The following is an 18,342-nucleotide window of genomic DNA, read 5'->3' on the forward strand; positions in this document are numbered from 1 at the left end:
CTTTGTATCACCAATAAAATTGTTCAATAGTGCTACTCGAATTGTATGGCTTTTACCGGAGAAATTTTAGTGATAATATAGGACGGTACAAGCAACATCAATAAGCATAAAACCAACACACCAAGATTAAGGAACAATACCGTTAAAACATCAATGTGCACAGGAATATAATCTATATAATATTCCTTTGGGTTTGGAAACTTAAACATACGGAATTTATACTGCAACCCGATGATACCCAATCCTATAATATTCCCCAACAACAATCCAACACCTATTAAATAAGTAGCATTATATAAAAATATCTTACGTATACTCCAATTAGATGACCCCAAAGCTTTTAAAATCCCTATCATCTGGGTCCGTTCCAAAATTAAAACTAGAAGTGCGGTAATCATGTTGATACCTCCTACTATAATCATAATCCCTATAATCAGTGCTATATTAAAATCGAACAGACCCAGCCACTCAAAAATCCTATAATACTTGTCCTTTATGGTCTGTGTATCTAGATCGGACAAAGTTTTTCCATAAATTTCTTTGGCTTTATTGTCTATTTCATCAAAATTATCGACAAATATTTCAAAGCTCCCCACTTCATTATCCGCCCATTTATTCATATGCTGAATATGCCGCAGGTCTATAAAAATATAGGAGCCATCAAGCTCTTCAAAACCACTATCGTAGATACCTGTTATCGTAAACTTCCTTTGATTCGGCATTTTGGATTCATCATCTTCTTTAAAGAAAATCGCAACGAACGAATCCCCCGTTTTCAGTTTTAGTCGGTTGGCCAAAACCCTGGATATCATGGTTTCATCATTGACCTCTTCCATAAAATTGGGCAGGGCCCCATCCACCAAAAACTCTTGAAAAACTTCCCAATTATAATCTGCCCCAACACCTTTGGCTATAATACCTTCAAAAGTCTCTTCCGTCCTTATTATTCCCGCCTTAGTGGCTACTGCCTGAATATGTTGTATACCACTGACCGATTTGAATTCCGGATAAAAATCTTGATCAAGGGAAACGGGCACCATAGACACATCTGAAGTATTATTGTCATAGTTCTCGATCTGGATATGACCATTAAAAGCCGCTATTTTTTCGCGTATCTTATGTTTTAATCCAACTCCTGTAGCTATGGCCACCAACATCATGATTACACCCAATGAAATTGCTGCAATAGCTATTTTTATTATTGGTGCAGATATACTAATTTTATGCTCCTTACCTATAACAAGGCGCTTGGCAATAAAAAATTCTAAATTCAATTTATGGTAGTTTTTTCCGTTTTCAAAAATACAGTTTTATTATTGTTTTTTACACTTTCTTCTTGTGGAAACCCCACCAAAGCCCATAATAAGGAACTTAATCCCACAGTTGTACAAGATACCCTTGCAACTGATTTGCCCATAGTGGTTGCCGCCAACAGAACCGAAACTTATCTACCTATACTCCGAGGAAAGAAGGTCGGCATTGTAGCCAATCAGACCAGTGTTATCTTTAAGGATACCGAACCCTTTTCTTTTACCCATATTGTGGATTCGCTTTTGGCACGGAACATAGATATTAAACAAGTATTTGCACCAGAACATGGGTTTCGGGGTGAAGCCGATGCTGGAGAAAAGGTAAGCGACGGCAAGGACGAAAAAACCGGACTATCCATAATTTCTTTGTATGGAAAAAACCGTAAGCCCTCCAAAGAACAATTAAAAGATCTTGATATTGTTTTATTCGATATTCAGGATGTAGGGGTGCGATTTTACACCTATATAGCTACCATGCAATTGGTCATGGAGGCATGTGCCGAAAACAATATTCCAATAATTGTCTTGGATAGACCAAATCCAAATGGTCATTATGTGGATGGTCCTACCATGGAAACCGAGCATAGAGGGTTCTTGGGAATGACCAATATCCCATTGGTTTATGGGATGACCATTGGGGAATATGCCAATATGATCAATCAAGAAGGCTGGTTGAAAAATAAAGTTGTAGCAGACCTAACCGTTATACCCATGGAGAACTACGATCATCACAAAGATTATATATTACCTATTAGACCATCTCCCAACCTCCCAAACAATACCTCAATTTATCTTTATCCAAGTTTGGGATTGTTTGAAGGCACCAATGTTAATGCAGGTCGTGGAACGGAATTTCAATTTCAGCGTTATGGCGCTCCCTTTATGGACAGTACCCAGTACGATTTTAAATATACTCCCGTCCCAAATTTTGGGTCTAAGGACCCTAAACACAACGGAAAAATTTGTTACGGCAAGAACCTGTCACAAACTCCCATAATGAATACTGTGGATTTGGATTATATATTGGATGCTTATGGGAATACCAAAGATAAGAGCCTATTTTTCAACACCAGTGGCTTTACCAAACATGCGGGGACTTCAAGCTTACAAAAGCAGATAGAAGCCGGACTTTCCCAAAAAGAAATTAAGAAAACTTGGCAAAACGACATCAATCGTTTCAAAGAAATAAGGGCTAAATACCTAATTTACAATTGACCTGTGGATTTCAAATCCACTTTTTCTGGAGCTTTATAACGTTTAAATGGAATTTTCAATAAAGCCCGTATATCCGAATTCTCCTTTTCATTGGGATAGGTATCCACGCCGTATACAATATGATCGTTGGGCAACTTCAAAAAAGTACCAAAGAGACGATCCCATATAGAAAAGATGTTACCGTAATTACTATCGGTGTATGGCAATTTATAGTGATGATGCACTTTGTGCATATCCGGTGAGACAATTATCCAACTCAACCTATCATCCACCTTTTTTGGAAGTGAAATATTGGCATGGTTAAATTGCGACAAAACAACCGAAAGTGCCTGATATATCATTATTACGGCCACGGGCGCTCCAACCACCAAGGTCCCAAAGCAGGTAAATGCAAAGCGAACCACGCTCTCCCCTGGGTGGTGCCTATTCGCCGTAGTAGTATCTACCTCATGATCGGTATGATGAATTAGATGAAAGCCCCATAGCACTTTAACCTTGTGCTCTACCCAATGGGCCAACCATGCACTCAATAAATCCAACAACATTACCCCCATCAATACCTTTAGCCAAATCGGCATAATGGGTAACCAGTTGAGCACCCCAAAATTATTGGCCATGGTCCAATCACTAGTTTTTAAGAGTAAAAAAGCCAATGGGAAATTTACAAGGATGGTAGTAAGAGTGAAAAAGATATTAATGCCGGCATGTCTTATCTTGCTATATTTTAACTGAAACAAGGGGATAATATATTCCAATATCCAAAAAAAGGCAATTCCTGATACCAATATGATACTTCGGTGTGCGGGAGGAATAGTTTCAAAATATGTATAAATGGATTCCATTTTTTAAATTTATAAAATAGTTACCTGACATTAGATGCAAAAAAATGATTTGGATGATTTCGAATTACTGTTATTAAAAATACTATAAAACCCAATTACTTAAGATGTATTATTTTTTTCATTTCTTCTACAATATTATATGCCGCAGGGCAAATAGCCACATTTTTTAGGGTGAGATTACTTATTTGCTGAAACTTCTTCCTATCGGTGTGAGGGAATTCACGACAGGCCTTGGGTCTAACATCATATATGGAACAGTAATTATCTGCATCCAAAAAAGTACAGGGAACCCCTTGCAACACGTAATCATTATCCTCATCCAATCTCAAAAATTGATCAATAAATTTTTGGGGCTTCATCCTGAAATGTTTGGCAATACGCTCCACGTCCGCATTGGTAAACAAGGGACCGGTAGTCTTACAGCAATTGGCACAGTTTAAACAATTGGTCTTTTTAAATTCAGTGTCATGCAGGTCTTGCATAATATAATCCAAATCCTTTGGTGGTTTTTTCTTTAATTTACCAAAGAATTTTTTGTTCTCATTATGCTTCTCTTGTGCAAGTTTGGGAAGATGCTTAATTACTTCATGCATTATGGAATAAACTTTTAAAAGTTGGTTAAAAGTCTCACATTTGCATGTAAATTACAAATTTAAATGAATAAGGACATTCTAGGAAAGGCACTATTGGAGTATCAATCAGGGAATTACACCGAAGATATCAAGACCTATTCTTCCTTGGACGAAGAGGACATTATCCCTATCCCCTACTTATTCAGGGACTTTAAAAAAATGCCGCCTTTAGAACAAGAAGCCTTGAAGCTTTGCAAAGGCAGTGTCCTAGATATTGGCTGTGGTGCAGGTAGCCATAGTCTTTATTTACAAAAAAAAGGCTTTCCCGTTACGGCCTTGGACTATTCTGCCGGAGCCATAGAAACCTGTAGGCAACGTGGAGTAGAGCACACCGTTCTATCCGGTATCCATGATTTTGACGGTCAAAAATTTGACACCCTACTAATGCTTATGAACGGAATAGGTATTGTGGGGAAGTTAAAAAACATCGACTCCTTTTTTACCCATTTAAAATCGCTTTTAAAACCTCAAGGTCAAATACTCTTGGATTCCAGCGATATTATTTATATGTATGATGAAGATGAGGATGGCGGATACTGGATTCCCGAGGACCAAAATTATTATGGAGAGGTGACCTTCGAAATGGAATATAAAGGAGATAAAAGCGAACCTCTAGATTGGTTGTATTTGGATTACAACACCTTACAACGTGCGGCAAACGCCAATAACTTGGCTTGTGAACTTGTAAGCAAAGGAAAACATTACGACTATCTAGCTAAACTTACACAAATAAGGTAATACCTATGGAAATTTGTCGTTATCTTTAAAGTAACATGCCCTTATTCCAAATTTATTAAAAATGAAGAAGTTATCCATTTTACTTTTCTTGACCTTTGCACTTATTCTAGGCTGTTCTAAAGACTCTAATGAAAGCGAAACCCTAAAGGTAGACAAGACAGCAAATTTAAAAAGTCCGGGCGATTCTGCCAATGACCTACTTTCTGACTCCAAATTTAAAAATTTAGTAATCGAAATTGGTTATGTAACCAATTTTGGCCCTACAGAGACGGCTATCTCGAATTTTGTGGACCTTTTGAACGAACGAGCCCACAAAGATAATATTAGCATTATTTATAAGGAATTGGATTCCCCAGAAAAGGATAGTCTTTCCATTGAAGAAATTTCCGATTTGGAAAAAGAAAATAGAACTATTTTCAATAACGGAGACACCTTAGGGCTTTACATTTATTTTACCGATGCACCTTCCGATGATGACAAGCCAGAAGAAGATTTGGTAACCCTTGGGGCTGTTTACAGAAATACGTCCATGGTTATTTATGAAGCCACTATTAGAAAATTGGCCGCTCGGAGTACCCTAATTAATAATTCTACAGTTGAATCTGCCACTTTAAACCATGAAGCAGGCCACCTATTTGGCTTAGTAGAATTAGGAACCCCTTCCGTAAACGAGCATCAGGATACCGAGGCTAAAAGCCACTGTAATGTGCAAAATTGCCTAATGCGCGCAGAACTCCAATTTGGTTGGGGAATGGCTAAAATGTTGACTTCTAAAAATGGCGCAATTCCAAGTTTTGGTGTGGAATGTATTCTAGATCTACAAGCAAATGGCGGAAAATAGCACTAAAACCAATTGCCCAATACAAGTAATTCCCAACTCTAGACATTCCGGATAAGAGCAACAATAGAAACAAAGGATCCCATGTTAACGGATTTAAATTCTTAGAATTATACCGTCGAATTCATTTACACTTACACACACGTCAAATTCTAGTTTCTTAAATAATAATCCCTAATTTTACAATTAAATAGACATAGAATCCATTTTTATGAAAAAGATAATCACCACAAATAATGCCCCTGCCCCAATAGGACCATACAATCAGGCGGTTCTGACAGGTAACACTTTATACATTTCCGGACAAATTCCATTAGACCCTAAAACAGGAGAATTAGTATCAGGGGATATCAAAAAGGAAACGGAGCAATCCATGCAAAATTTAAAAGCCATTCTTACCGAGGCAGGAATGACTTTTGAAAATGTTGTTAAATCGTCAATTTTTGTCAAGGACATGCACCAGTTTGCACAAATAAACGAAGTATATGGTGCTTATTTTGATGCGGACACTGCTCCAGCAAGGGAAACTGTTGAAGTAGCAAATCTGCCCAAGTTTGTAAACGTGGAAATATCTATGATTGCTGTTAAATAGAGGCTTTGTGAAAATCAACAAGACCTTCAATTGGTCTTTGCCTAATAACACCCAATACTAAATCATTTCTCTCAATAACGGTTGCTAGTTCTTCACGCAAGTAATAGGCAATACTGCCCACAAAACTTACTGGAACTTTTGTAGCCAATTCAAACTGCATGATATAGTTATTAATAAACTGCTGAAAGCCTTTGTCAATAACCCCCCTGCAATAAGGATGATTTTTATTTTCCACAATAAATCTAGCAAAAGTGGCAAGATACGTATTGGGGTTAGGTTGTTTGTATAAATTTTCCTTGATTACGTCGGCATCCAAATTATATTCCTTGGCGAATTTGGTAGCCAAATCTTGCGGCATTTTGTTAAAATAGTAGTCCCGTATCAATTTTCTTCCAAAGAAATTACCACTACCATCATCCATCGGAATATAGCCCAATGAGGTGACCTTTTGATGTAACTGCTCACCATCATAATAGCTACAGTTGGAGCCTGTACCTAAAATACAAACTATTCCATGTTGCCCTAATTTTGTAGTTGCAAATATTGCAGCATAGGTGTCTTCCTTGACTTCTGCTTTTGCTTTAGGAAAAAAATCATTAAATATCTCTGTTAAAAAATTTTTCATCCTATCTGTACCACAACCGGCCCCATAGAAAAATAACTGAGTTACATTCTCCCTGTTCTTGGAAAGTTCAAAATTATTGGCCAAACGGTCTTCGATTACAGGACGGGTCAATACTTCTGGACTTAATCCTAAAGTTTGGGTCATGAACAACTGGTTTCCCTTCTCATCCAGGGCAATCCAATCCGATTTTGTTGCGCCACTATCTACAATCAATATCATATAACAAGTTTATTAAAAAATAATCCTGAAAATAAGCAAAATATTGCTCACTTTCAGGATTCATTAAATTAATACCAATAAGATTATAATTTGTGTACGTATTGCGCTAGATCAACCAATTTGTTGGAATATCCAGACTCATTATCATACCAAGAAACAACCTTAAAGAATTTAGAATTCAATTCAATTCCTGCTCCAGCATCAAAAATACTGGTCCTGGCATCACCAATAAAATCTTGAGAAACAACCGCTTCTTCAGTATATCCTAAAATCCCTTTTAATTCTCCTTCAGAAGCCTTTTTAAACGCCTTCTTTATCTCTTCATAAGAAGTTTCCTTTTCTAAACGAACCGTTAAATCCACCACAGAAACATCAGCAGTTGGAACACGGAAAGCCATACCTGTTAATTTACCTAATAACGATGGAATAACCTTGGTTACAGCCTTAGCTGCCCCTGTAGAAGCAGGAATAATATTCAAAAGTGCACTTCTACCACCTCTCCAATCCTTTCTAGAAGGACCATCTACAGTCATTTGTGTAGCCGTTGTAGCGTGTACAGTAGTCATTAAAGCTTCTTCGATACCAAAACTATCGTTCAATACTTTCGCCATTGGAGCCAAACAGTTAGTAGTACAAGAAGCGTTAGAAACAATTGTATCCGATGCTTTGGCATCTTTATGGTTAACTCCCATTACGAACATAGGAGCATTGCTCGATGGAGCAGAAATAACTACCTTTTTGGCACCACCATCAATATGTGATTGCGCAGTTTCCAAAGTGGTGAAAATACCGGTACATTCAGCAACGATTTCTGCACCAACTTCATCCCACTTCAAATTTTTAGGATCTCTTTCAGCTGTAATTCTAACGGTTTTACCGTTTACTACCAAATGACCATCTTTTACTTCAACAGTACCATTGAATTTTCCATGCACTGAATCATATTCCAACAAATAAGCAAGATGTTCAACATCCAACAAATCGTTAATAGCAACTACATCTACATTATCTCTTTCTACAGTAGCTCTGAAGACCAATCTTCCAATTCTTCCGAAACCGTTAATCCCTATTTTCAAGTTTGACATTTTGTTTGTTTTTAATGTTTAAAATTATGTTGTCATGATATCAGAAACCCTCATTAGCTCCCTATCAATTTTTGTATGTCCTTTTATTGCTTTACTGATCGGTGTAAGTGTAATGGTATTATCTTGAATACCCACCATTAGGTTGGTTTTCCCTTCCAACAATGCCTCTACCGCCTTAACACCCATTCTACTGGCCAAAACACGATCAAAACATGATGGTGCACCCCCTCGTTGCATATGTCCTAATACAGAAACACGAACATCATATATAGGAAGATGCTCTTCCACATATTCTTTAAGTTCAAAAACATTTTTACCTGTTTTATCCCCTTCCGCAACCACTACAATACTAGAGGATTTCCCGGATTGTTTACTGCGCTTTAAAGATTCCAATAATCTTTCAAGACCAAGGTTTTCCTCTGGAATCAAAATCTCTTCTGCCCCTGCACCAACACCAGCATTTAGGGCTATATGACCAACATCCCTTCCCATAACCTCTACAAAGAAAAGTCTGTTATGTGAACTGGCCGTATCCCTAATTTTATCTATACATTCAACAGCTGTATTTAAAGCTGTATCAAAACCCAAGGTATAAGTGGTCCCAAAAATATCATTATCAATGGTACCAGGAATTCCAATAATTGGAAAATTAAACTCTTTATTAAAGGTCAATGCTCCTGTAAAGCTACCATCTCCACCAATAACTACAAAGGCATCTATACCTGCAGCAATTAGTTGGTCATAGGCTATTTGGCGACCCTCTTTGGTCCTAAATGGCATACAACGGGCCGACTTAAGGATGGTTCCTCCTTTATTAATTATATTATTTACGCTACGCGCGTCCATTACTTTGAAATCACCTTCCATCATGCCCTCATATCCTCTATAGATACCAACACATTCTACTTTTAAATAAGCACAAGTACGCACGACTGCCCTAATAGCAGCGTTCATTCCCGGTGAGTCTCCTCCTGATGTAAATACACCAATCTTTTTTATTGCTGAAGCCATAAAAATTTTAAAAGGCAAAACTAGCAAACTTATTCCAATAAATACGAGAGTTTGGCTTTAATTTGACAATAGTGGAGCACTAAAACGTTTGCGTTGAATATTTTCTTGGGAATTGTTAAATTCATAATCAATTCTTAGCAAAAAGTGATTTTTTCCAAATTACCGAAAACGACTAAAAATAGCCCTAAAAGCAGCTATTTATTCCTTCCTAAAATTTTGCGCAATAGCTCTTTAAAACTATTGAAATCTACCTGATAGGAAAGTCCAACACCTTGGGTATAACCCTGACGGTCTGCTAAGAATTGTTGAATTTCATTCTCCCTATTAAATATTTTAGCACTTAGAGTTCCTTCCTCGTTAAGTAAAATCTGGACTTCCACATCCCCAGCAACCACAGTTTCAGTAACGCCCCCGACCGGAACCCCCACTCTTCCGTTTAACAGCACCCTATCACTGATTTGGGTAGACAAAGTAACCCCTACCCTATTTTCTGTCTGAATATCGGTACTCCGATCCAAAATACCTTGTTCATAAGACAATCCGAAATTGAGTTTATCATTGTCCCCAGCCAATAAAGAATTGAGTATTCCTGAGGCAGATTGAAGAAGATTTCCTGTAACCGCTTGTTGATTGATACCTGTCTGGTCGTTGACAAATGATCCTTGCGCCAAAAGAAACAATGCATTTCTTTCTGCAATGGTTGGATCCTGCAATCTATACTCCAATTCAGATTTAACAATGGAATTGGTACCCGGAAAATCGATTCTCCAATCTATAATAGGGCTTTCCAATTCCCCGGTAAGACTTACCACCACATCGGTTGGTATTCGCCTGGTATACCCGGGATTATCCAATAACGGAGCGGGATTGGCATTTAAGGAATAGATGGCTTCCATATTTAGTTGTGCAGCTAGGGGCTCCCTTTCCCAAGTTATATTACCCCCTGGTTTTACTTTAAAGGTTTTATCCACTATTCCGCCAAACTTATAACGAAACTGTCCTGTAACCACTACAAAGTCCCCGTACATATTAAATTTACCATTGGTATTGATTTCAATGAACAAAATCCCGGCACCTGTGCCTTTTAATGAACTGCCTGTTTTGGTATCCACTACAATTTCGACTTCCGCATCAGGGGTGACATCCAAATTAAAGGCCAGTTCCAGCCCCTCCACCTCTTTTAAAACGCGTTGTGCCGTATCCGTGTTTTCTACTTTTTTACCAACGAAATTGATAAAGGAAAAATCCCCAACACTAACCACATCGCTAATTGGAATTTTCAAAGAGGTACCTCTTGCCGTTTCACCATCTACATTTATCGTAAGGGCATTGGTTGGTCCAAATATCCTCCCTGTACCATTTAAATAACCAGCTCCATAATACAATACCTCTTCCTTGAACGGTGTATTCAAAATCAAGAAACGATCATTATTGGTATCAACATCCAAATCCAAACTCCAATCCCTAAATAACTTATGGGTTATAGTACCATCCAAGGTGGCTTTGGTATTCATGGCCACATCGGTAAGTTTAATTTTTTGAAAATCAAAGGTTTGATTGGACAATCTAACCTTTGAGAAAGGAGCAAAACTATAATCTACGTTTAAATATGGAATAGCCAAACCAGCTTCATTCAAGGATAACACACCACTCATATCGGGATTATTTATAGGCCCCCTTAATATGGCGCTACCCTGCAATAACCCCCTGATATTGGTTATAACGCCTTCTCCCAATGGACTAAATGGCTCTAAGTTAAACTTATTAAAATCCACTATAAGATTGGCCTGGGGAATCTCTTCCCGATTGGAGATATTGCCAACCACACTCAGCTTTTCATTCCCTTTATCCACCAAAGACGTATTCACAACAAAATCGGTCAAATCCCTGTTGCCCACTATACCAATGGCTAAATCTCCCAAAGTAATATCGTTTACACCAAAATTTTTAATATTTAAATTGGAGGACGGCAGATAAACATTGTCCCTCTGTAAAACGTTTAGAGTACCGTTCACCTCCCCATGCAACTTTAAACTATCTATGGCCGGTGTGATCTTGCCCAGTGTTACAATTTTAAACTGAAGCTCTACATCCTTATAAGTAGAGTCGGCCAACTGCCCCCTTAACCGAATCTGCTCCTGTTCACTATTGTTCATTACTATTTCTTCAATAGTAATACTATCCAGTGTCTTGTTGAGAATTACCTTGTTCTTATTATTTCCGTCCTTGTTCAGTATCCATTTGTTTCCTTTAAAATTGATATCCGAAGTCTTTAAGCCGATAACAGATTTGTTCTCCTTATTAAAGGTATGGTAGAAATTTAAGTTATAACTATCGTTGTATTCACTGCCACCACGAAATTCCGTTCTAAAAAACAAAGTATCCTTTAAGGTGGTATTTATTAAATTAAAATCTTTTACATCATAGTAGGGAGTTGCAAGGTCCCCAATGGAAACATAGGTGTTAAACAATGGATTTTTATTATCTATTTTTATATCTATATTATCCAATTCATTACCATAGGCCACTATACTGGGCGATTTAAAAGTGAGCTTAAAATCGCCTTCATCGGCAATAATATTTCCTTTTATAAAAGTATTTGGATCAAATTTCACCTCTGGAAAAAACACATCCACAATTTTATTATAAATTTTAAAATTAAAGGCCAACCTTTGATTACTTGAAATATTGAAAGGTCTATAATTCGTGTAAATACTCCCCAAAGAATTCTGGAGCAACCTGCCGAGTTCCTTTACCTTAAAATTGCCTTTTAAATATCCCGTAATGATATCCGGGGAATTAATATCAATAATTCGGGTACTATCATTTTCAAAGGTGGATGAAACTTTAAAATCATCAAAGTAGTAGGTGTCGTTTTTGTTCTGGTAATTGGTTTTGGAAAACTTTATATCCCCTACAATATTGTCCAAGGAATTTCCGGTAATATCCATATTTACATCGCCTTTAAATATAGATACACTATCCTTTATAAAGTTTATTTTTTTGAGATCAGCATAATCAACCGAGGCAATAAAATTGAAATTATTTCTGTTTTCGGCAAAATCCGCCAAACCTTTAAAACTAAACTTAATATTTTCGTCCCTACACAATAGGGACCCATCAAAAAGTTGTTCTTTTATAATCCCCGAAACATTAATATCCTTGTAATCATAGCCATTAAAATTTAAGGAATATACCTGCCCAATGACTTCGGTATTTAAATATTCCATAACGACGCCCTTGCCCTCCACATTAAAATCCAAATTTGTAATACCCACATCTTCCCTTTCGATTAGATTTCCAAGATCAAAATCGATTAGAGAAACAAACCCCTTGTACGAGGCATCGTCTATGTGATCAATATCTGTAAGCTCCAGATCCACATAACTACTTCCAATTAGGGTGTTAATGTTGGCTTTGGCATTTATAGAGGATTCTGTGATAAGGGCGTCGCCCCGGACGGTGAACTGGCCCAATCTCTGGATTGAAGACGGCAATACATCCAAAATATTGGGTAGCAGGGCCCTTAGTTCATAGTAGTTGGAAGTAACATTCTTCATATTGGCCATAAGGGCAAATTTGCCATCCTTGGTGAACAAATTTTTATAATTAAAGTCACCACGCATACCTGTATTATCCATAGTCAAAAACAGGTCGTTCGTATTCAAATCGTTCAATACTCCGCTTGCTACAGTGGAAAATGTTACTATTTTGTCGCTCCCAAATTGATTATAAAGCAGGTTCACTTCATTCAAGGCCACCGTGGACTCTATGAATTCAGCGTCAATTTTTACTTTATTTAAAAAATCTTTAAAGTCTTCCCTATCATAGTCGAATACCACTTTACCCAATATATTCGATTGAGGCGTTTTAATGCTTAAGGAATCAAAACGCATTTGCTGTTTTGTATACTTGAATTCGGTAGCCATTTTTTCTACCACCACCCCCCTTGTACTTCGAAAGGACATCTTTTCTATATTAGAATTTACGTCCGGGCCAATTATAGTAAATTCAGAGGCCGAAATGTTTAGATTATTAAAATTCAGCATTTCCGTGGTCTCTCGATTTTCATCAATGAGCCTAAATTTACTATCCGTAATTTCTACATCTGCGGAAGAAAAATAAAATGGGGGCGCTCCGGGTTTACGCGGTTTTTTATCGTCCAATTTATCAATAAAAACCTCTAGATTGGTGTTTTTGTTGTCCTGGTAGGTTTTAAGCTTAAAATTGAGTCGCTCAATGGCAATATCGCCAAACTCCAGTTTACCATTCACCAGGTTGCGAACATTCAAGATAGAAGTACTTAAATTATCTATGTAGAACAACGTATCCTGTTTGTAATCTTCGATATAAACACCCTTCAGCGAAGTATCCCATGAAATTAAGGAAATCCTTAAGCGCTCAATATTAATATTAGTGCCATATTCTTTATTGATCTCGGTAGTGGCATACTTGGCAAAACGGGTCTGGACAAACGGCAGAGAAAGTATTACACTACCCAAAACGCAAATAAGAACGAGCACCAAAAATACTCTGACTAGAATTTTTCTTAATTTTTTGATAGGGCTTTATGTTTTACCTTTGTACATTCAAATTTTATTCCAAACAAAGTGGAAAATAAAACTATTTATATTCTTGCCATTGAATCCTCTTGTGATGACACATCTGCGGCGGTATTATGCAACAATAGGACACTAAGCAATGTTGTGGCCACGCAAAAAATACATGAGGAATACGGGGGGGTTGTTCCCGAACTTGCCTCAAGGGCACACCAACAAAATATAGTCCCTGTGGTACACCAAGCATTAGCCAAAGCAAATATCGATAAAAAACAGTTATCCGCCATAGCTTTTACACGCGGACCAGGACTTATGGGTTCTTTATTGGTAGGAACCTCCTTTGCCAAATCGCTTTCCCTGGGATTGGACATTCCATTAATTGAGGTTAACCACATGCAAGCCCACATTTTATCGCACTTTATTGAGGAAGAAAATTTCAAAACACCTTCCTTCCCGTTTTTGGCAATGACCATTAGTGGAGGACATACACAAATTGTATTGGTTAAGGATCATTTTAAAATGGAAATTTTAGGAGAATCTCTAGATGACGCCGTAGGGGAAGCTTACGACAAAAGCGCTAAAATATTGGGACTTCCCTATCCTGGCGGGCCATTGGTAGACAAATATGCACAATTGGGCAACCCTAAAGCCTTTCCCTTCCCGAAGCCCAAAGTGGATGGACTCAACTTTAGTTTCAGTGGATTAAAAACTAGTATACTCTATTTTATTCAGCGGGAAACCAAAAAGAACCCAAATTTTATTTCAGAAAACCTGAACGATATCTGTGCATCCATCCAATATACCATCATCAATATATTAATGGATAAAATAAAAAAGGCTGTAAAGCAAACTGGGATAAAACAGATAGCCATAGGTGGTGGAGTTTCTGCTAATTCAGGCATTAGACAGGCCTTGCAGAATGCGGAGGATAAATGGGGATGGACATCCTATATTCCCAAATTTGAATATTGTACGGATAACGCTGCCATGATCGGTATAGTGGGATATTTAAAATACAAAGAATTAAACTTTGTAGATCAAAGTGTTACCGCCAAGGCGAGATATGTAATCGAATAAAAAGTCCATTATCTAAAATATAAAATTGGTTATAACCTCAGGTTACTGCACAACAGATACTGTAATCTTAATGCAATTCATTTACATGGATTTTGTATCTTAATATTTTTAAATATTATGGCATACAACGAACAATTTGCACAACGTATTAGGGGGAGTTTTGAATTGCAACCCCAATCTGTCCGATCTAAAATTACAGAAAAGAAAATGTTTGGTGGACTAGCCTTTTTGTATAGTGGAAAAATGACCGTTGGTATTGTAAAGGACAATCTTATGGTAAGGGTCATCTCCGACAAAATGGAAAAAACTCTAAAATCCAAACACGTGAGACCCATGGATTTTACAAAACGCCCCATGAAAGAATTTATTTATGTTTCCGAAGAAGGAATTGCCACGGAGGAAAAGTTATTGAATTATATCGAATTGGGTTTGGAACATGCAAAACAAAAATTGAAGCATCTGTAATCATCACTTTTAACCTATGTATCTGAACAATCGCACTAAATGGGATGATAATACTGACTATTATATTTCACCATACCCATAAGCTTAAAAAAAAATATTTTATACATATTTTAAAATAAATATGAGGTACAATAAATTTTACATTGGCCTTGTACTCATGATCTTAGTATTTCAAAATTCTGCATTTTCTCAAAAATCATGGGCGAAAAAATTACCTGGTATCGGGACTTTTTCCTCTCCAAGAATAGCAGATCTGAATCAAGATGGTACTGGCGATATTATTATAGGGGCCGGCAAGGAAGAATTAAAGTCCTCCGATTCTGCTGTCATTGCCGTAAGCGGTATAGACGGAAAATTACTTTGGAAAGTATCGGCAAAAGATCAAATATTCGGTTCGGCTACTCTCAAAGATATTACCAATGACCAAGTAAATGATGTGTTTATTGGTGGCCGATCAGCACAATTATTGGCTATTAACGGGAGAACTGGAAAAATAATTTGGCGGTTTAAACCTCCAAAGAATCAAAAAAAAGATTGGTTCAACTTTTACAATCCTCAATTTATTCCTGATCAGAATAATGATGGACAGGAAGATATTTTGGTATCCAACGGAGGCAATGTCCTAAAAGAACCCTATGACCCTGATAGGCCTGTGGGCTATTTGGTGATTTTGAACAGTAAAAATGGTGAATTAATACAGAAAGCACCAATGCCTGATGGAAAGGAGACCTATATGTCCGTAACCATATTGCCTAATGAATCCCAAGAATTTACAAACGTAATCTATGGGACTGGCGGAGAAACCATAGCTGGTAATCTGTATGCAACTTCTATAAAAGATATCATGACCGGTGATATATCCAACTCGGTTAAATTGGCCTCTGGGGAAGCTACAGGGTTCATTGGACCCGCTGCTTGGGTGGATATAAATGATGATGACGTTCATGACATTGTGGCCAATACTTTTGATGGCAGAATGTTAGCATTTGATGGTAAAACCTATGAACCCATTTGGAGCGTGATCATACCGGATACCCAAGCCCATAGTTCTATGGCCATAGGGAATTTCACCGATGATTCCATTCCGGATTTTTTTACCTCCTATGCCCAAGGTAAGTGGCCAACCTTGGAATGGTCCAAACAAATTATGGTTAACGGAAAAAATGGCAAAGTAGAATTAAAGGACTCGTTGGGATATTATCAGATGAGCACACCCATAGCGGTAGATTTAAACAATGATGGAAAAGAAGAGGCGATTTTACCAATGAACTATCAAGTGTTTGATAGCCTACAAATGAAATACTTTTATAATGATCTGGCCATTATCGATTTTTCCAAAAAAGAAACCATCAAATTAAATTTAAATTATGAAGGCAATAATCTATCGTCCACGCCATGGGTTGGAGATTTAGACAATAATGGATTTTTGGATATCATTTATATTCATGGTACAAATCTTAAACAAACATATACCTTTGATGGATTACAAATAAACAGGATAGACACAGATATCCCAATAAGTCAAAAAATAAAATGGGGAAGTTATATGGGCAGTAATTACAATGGGGTATACGACCATTAAATCTAAGTCTTCCCAAAATCGAAATATCCAAAAATTATGCAACTGTTTTACCATCCTGAATTAGAAAACAACACGGACCAATTTATTTTTCCAACTGATGAGAGTCGGCATATTTCCAAGGTATTGCGAAAAAAATCCGGAGATATCCTGCAAATTACCAATGGTAAGGGTATTTGGTTTGAAGCCGAAATACTGAGCCCAGATCACAAGAAGTGTGTTGCTAAAATTATATCAAAAACCCAAATACCCCCAAAACCATATCAACTTCATATGGCGGTTGCGCCAACAAAACTGAACGACCGTTTCGAATGGTTTTTGGAAAAAGCTACAGAGATCGGGGTTCATGAAATTACGCCAGTTATTTGCGACCATTCCGAACGAAAGGTTATCAAAATGGACCGCATGGAAAAGGTCATCCAATCAGCCATGAAACAATCTTTACAAGTATTCTTGCCTCAATTAAATCCTACCATCACTTTTAAGGAATTTATGACACAATCTAGAAGCGGTGAAATCTACATAGCACATTGTGAGGAAGACAAAAAAAAGGAACTATCACAGTCGGCCTTGGCCCATAAAAATACTACTATATTAATTGGTCCAGAAGGGGATTTCTCTCCTGAAGAGATTAAATTGGCCTTAGAAAACAAATTTCAAGCTGTTGCTTTGGGAAACACTAGGTTACGGACAGAAACTGCCGCCATTGTAGCCTGCACCACCATAGCATTAATTAACTTGCAAAAAACTCCTTAAGAGCATCTTTTAGTAACAATACTTGTTAAACAATAGGCTGCGATAAAACCTCTCGGTAGCACGCCATAGTGAGATATACCTTTCCTTATTGTTTTTTAACTCGTTAATATTCTTAAATTTGAATACCTTAATTTTCCGAGTGTACATGAAGCAGCTAGTTGCAATCCTGTTAATTTTCAATTTTTTTATGGCCACCACCTTATATGCCCAAGAAATTGCCATTTTAAAATACGGAGGCGGGGGTGATTGGTACGCCAACCCCACTGCACTTCCAAATCTAATAAATTTCTGTAACCAACAATTAAGGACTACGATCGATCCCAAACCACATACTGTTGAAGTAGGTAGCTCAAATATTTTTCAATATCCTTTTTTACACATGACCGGGCATGGAAACATACATTTCTCTCAAGAGGAAGCGGACAACCTAAGAACCTATTTATTGGCTGGAGGATTTCTACATATAGATGACAACTACGGTATGGAACCTTACTTGCGTAAGGAATTGACCAAAGTATTTCCAGACCAAGAACTGACGGAATTAGGTGCCGACCACCCCATATTCCGGCAGCAATACCAATTTCCGAAAGGCTTGCCAAAGATTCATGAACATGATGGCAAACGGCCCCAGGCGTTTGGAATCTTCGATCAAAATCGTCTGATATTACTTTTCACCTTTGAAAGCGACCTCGGAGACGGATGGGAAGACCCAGAAGTACATAACGACTCCAAAGAGGTTCGCCTAATGGCTTTGCAAATGGGGGCCAATATAATCTCCTACGTTTTTAAAAGTTAATAT

At 37.5% G+C, this 18,342-nt stretch carries 16 protein-coding genes; 9 read left to right on the forward strand and 7 right to left on the reverse strand.

Features of this window, described 5'->3' with window-relative positions; genetic code table 11:
- Positions 1-32 precede the first annotated feature (32 nt).
- Complete coding sequence (locus CWD90_RS02155; protein ID WP_103474296.1) at positions 33-1,274, reverse strand: ABC transporter permease; 1,242 nt, start codon at positions 1,272-1,274, stop codon at positions 33-35.
- A gap of 3 nt (positions 1,275-1,277) precedes the next feature.
- Between CWD90_RS02155 and CWD90_RS02160 the strand changes: the two genes are divergently transcribed.
- On the forward strand, positions 1,278-2,525 hold the full coding sequence (locus CWD90_RS02160) for an exo-beta-N-acetylmuramidase NamZ family protein (RefSeq protein ID WP_103474297.1): 1,248 nt from the start codon (positions 1,278-1,280) through the stop codon (positions 2,523-2,525).
- On the opposite strand, the gene CWD90_RS02165 is transcribed toward CWD90_RS02160, so the two are convergent.
- Together CWD90_RS02165 and CWD90_RS02170 are read right to left on the reverse strand one after the other, a co-directional pair.
- Positions 2,516-3,367 carry a sterol desaturase family protein gene (locus CWD90_RS02165; protein WP_103474298.1) on the reverse strand — a complete coding sequence of 284 codons (852 nt, stop codon included), beginning with the start codon at positions 3,365-3,367 and terminating at the stop codon, positions 2,516-2,518. The genes CWD90_RS02160 and CWD90_RS02165 overlap by 10 nt on opposite strands.
- A gap of 95 nt (positions 3,368-3,462) precedes the next feature.
- Positions 3,463-3,960, reverse strand: a complete 498-nt coding sequence (locus CWD90_RS02170; protein ID WP_103474299.1) for a YkgJ family cysteine cluster protein — start codon at positions 3,958-3,960, stop codon at positions 3,463-3,465.
- Between the two features lie 63 nt (positions 3,961-4,023).
- On the opposite strand from CWD90_RS02170, the gene CWD90_RS02175 reads away from it, so the two are divergent.
- From CWD90_RS02175 to CWD90_RS02185, 3 genes are all read left to right on the forward strand, one after another.
- The gene (locus CWD90_RS02175; protein WP_103474300.1) at positions 4,024-4,737 is read left to right on the forward strand and encodes a class I SAM-dependent methyltransferase; all 714 of its coding nucleotides are present in this window, start codon (positions 4,024-4,026) and stop codon (positions 4,735-4,737) included.
- A 61-nt stretch (positions 4,738-4,798) separates the two neighbouring features.
- Positions 4,799-5,578, forward strand: coding sequence for a hypothetical protein (locus CWD90_RS02180; RefSeq protein WP_103474301.1), 780 nt, complete (start codon positions 4,799-4,801; stop codon positions 5,576-5,578).
- 208 nt (positions 5,579-5,786) lie between these two features.
- A complete protein-coding gene (locus CWD90_RS02185) occupies positions 5,787-6,167 on the forward strand; it encodes a RidA family protein (protein WP_103474302.1) in 381 nt (126 codons plus the stop codon).
- Here CWD90_RS02185 and CWD90_RS02190 read toward each other — a convergent pair.
- From CWD90_RS02190 to CWD90_RS02205, 4 genes are all read right to left on the reverse strand, one after another.
- Positions 6,160-7,011: an N-acetylglucosamine kinase gene (locus tag CWD90_RS02190; protein WP_103474303.1), complete on the reverse strand. Its 852-nt coding sequence runs from the start codon at positions 7,009-7,011 to the stop codon at positions 6,160-6,162. The genes CWD90_RS02185 and CWD90_RS02190 overlap by 8 nt on opposite strands.
- 83 nt (positions 7,012-7,094) lie before the next feature.
- Complete coding sequence (gene gap / locus CWD90_RS02195) at positions 7,095-8,096, reverse strand: type I glyceraldehyde-3-phosphate dehydrogenase (RefSeq protein ID WP_103474304.1); 1,002 nt, start codon at positions 8,094-8,096, stop codon at positions 7,095-7,097.
- A 24-nt stretch (positions 8,097-8,120) separates the two neighbouring features.
- Positions 8,121-9,107: a 6-phosphofructokinase gene (gene pfkA, locus CWD90_RS02200; protein WP_103474305.1), complete on the reverse strand. Its 987-nt coding sequence runs from the start codon at positions 9,105-9,107 to the stop codon at positions 8,121-8,123.
- A 194-nt stretch (positions 9,108-9,301) separates the two neighbouring features.
- Positions 9,302-13,609, reverse strand: a complete 4,308-nt coding sequence (locus CWD90_RS02205; protein WP_239986433.1) for a translocation/assembly module TamB domain-containing protein — start codon at positions 13,607-13,609, stop codon at positions 9,302-9,304.
- 108 nt (positions 13,610-13,717) lie between these two features.
- Between CWD90_RS02205 and tsaD the strand changes: the two genes are divergently transcribed.
- The 5 genes from tsaD (at position 13,718) to CWD90_RS02230 (ending at position 18,339) form a co-directional block, all read left to right on the forward strand.
- Entirely contained in the window at positions 13,718-14,743 is a 1,026-nt protein-coding gene (gene tsaD, locus CWD90_RS02210; protein ID WP_103474306.1) for a tRNA (adenosine(37)-N6)-threonylcarbamoyltransferase complex transferase subunit TsaD, read from the forward strand.
- 117 nt (positions 14,744-14,860) lie between these two features.
- Entirely contained in the window at positions 14,861-15,208 is a 348-nt protein-coding gene (locus tag CWD90_RS02215; RefSeq protein WP_103474307.1) for a TfoX/Sxy family protein, read from the forward strand.
- Between the two features lie 121 nt (positions 15,209-15,329).
- A complete protein-coding gene (locus CWD90_RS02220; RefSeq protein WP_103474308.1) occupies positions 15,330-16,790 on the forward strand; it encodes an outer membrane protein assembly factor BamB family protein in 1,461 nt (486 codons plus the stop codon).
- Between the two features lie 36 nt (positions 16,791-16,826).
- A complete protein-coding gene (locus tag CWD90_RS02225; RefSeq protein ID WP_103474309.1) occupies positions 16,827-17,543 on the forward strand; it encodes a 16S rRNA (uracil(1498)-N(3))-methyltransferase in 717 nt (238 codons plus the stop codon).
- A 145-nt stretch (positions 17,544-17,688) separates the two neighbouring features.
- Positions 17,689-18,339, forward strand: a complete 651-nt coding sequence (locus tag CWD90_RS02230) for a DUF4159 domain-containing protein (RefSeq protein ID WP_103474310.1) — start codon at positions 17,689-17,691, stop codon at positions 18,337-18,339.
- Positions 18,340-18,342: the final 3 nt, after the last annotated feature.

It is taken from the genome of Arenibacter catalasegens (assembly GCF_002909235.1).
Classification (GTDB): domain Bacteria; phylum Bacteroidota; class Bacteroidia; order Flavobacteriales; family Flavobacteriaceae; genus Arenibacter; species Arenibacter catalasegens.

Coding starts and splice junctions, on each gene's coding strand:
- CWD90_RS02160 (WP_103474297.1), top strand. CDS start 1,278: ATGGTAGTTTTTTCCGTTTTCAAAAATACAGTTTTATTATTGTTTTTT.
- CWD90_RS02165 (WP_103474298.1), bottom strand. CDS start 3,367: ATGGAATCCATTTATACATATTTTGAAACTATTCCTCCCGCACACCGA.
- CWD90_RS02170 (WP_103474299.1), bottom strand. CDS start 3,960: ATGCATGAAGTAATTAAGCATCTTCCCAAACTTGCACAAGAGAAGCAT.
- CWD90_RS02175 (WP_103474300.1), top strand. CDS start 4,024: ATGAATAAGGACATTCTAGGAAAGGCACTATTGGAGTATCAATCAGGG.
- CWD90_RS02180 (WP_103474301.1), top strand. CDS start 4,799: ATGAAGAAGTTATCCATTTTACTTTTCTTGACCTTTGCACTTATTCTA.
- CWD90_RS02185 (WP_103474302.1), top strand. CDS start 5,787: ATGAAAAAGATAATCACCACAAATAATGCCCCTGCCCCAATAGGACCA.
- CWD90_RS02190 (WP_103474303.1), bottom strand. CDS start 7,011: ATGATATTGATTGTAGATAGTGGCGCAACAAAATCGGATTGGATTGCC.
- gap (WP_103474304.1), bottom strand. CDS start 8,096: ATGTCAAACTTGAAAATAGGGATTAACGGTTTCGGAAGAATTGGAAGA.
- pfkA (WP_103474305.1), bottom strand. CDS start 9,107: ATGGCTTCAGCAATAAAAAAGATTGGTGTATTTACATCAGGAGGAGAC.
- CWD90_RS02215 (WP_103474307.1), top strand. CDS start 14,861: ATGGCATACAACGAACAATTTGCACAACGTATTAGGGGGAGTTTTGAA.
- CWD90_RS02220 (WP_103474308.1), top strand. CDS start 15,330: ATGAGGTACAATAAATTTTACATTGGCCTTGTACTCATGATCTTAGTA.
- CWD90_RS02225 (WP_103474309.1), top strand. CDS start 16,827: ATGCAACTGTTTTACCATCCTGAATTAGAAAACAACACGGACCAATTT.
- CWD90_RS02230 (WP_103474310.1), top strand. CDS start 17,689: ATGAAGCAGCTAGTTGCAATCCTGTTAATTTTCAATTTTTTTATGGCC.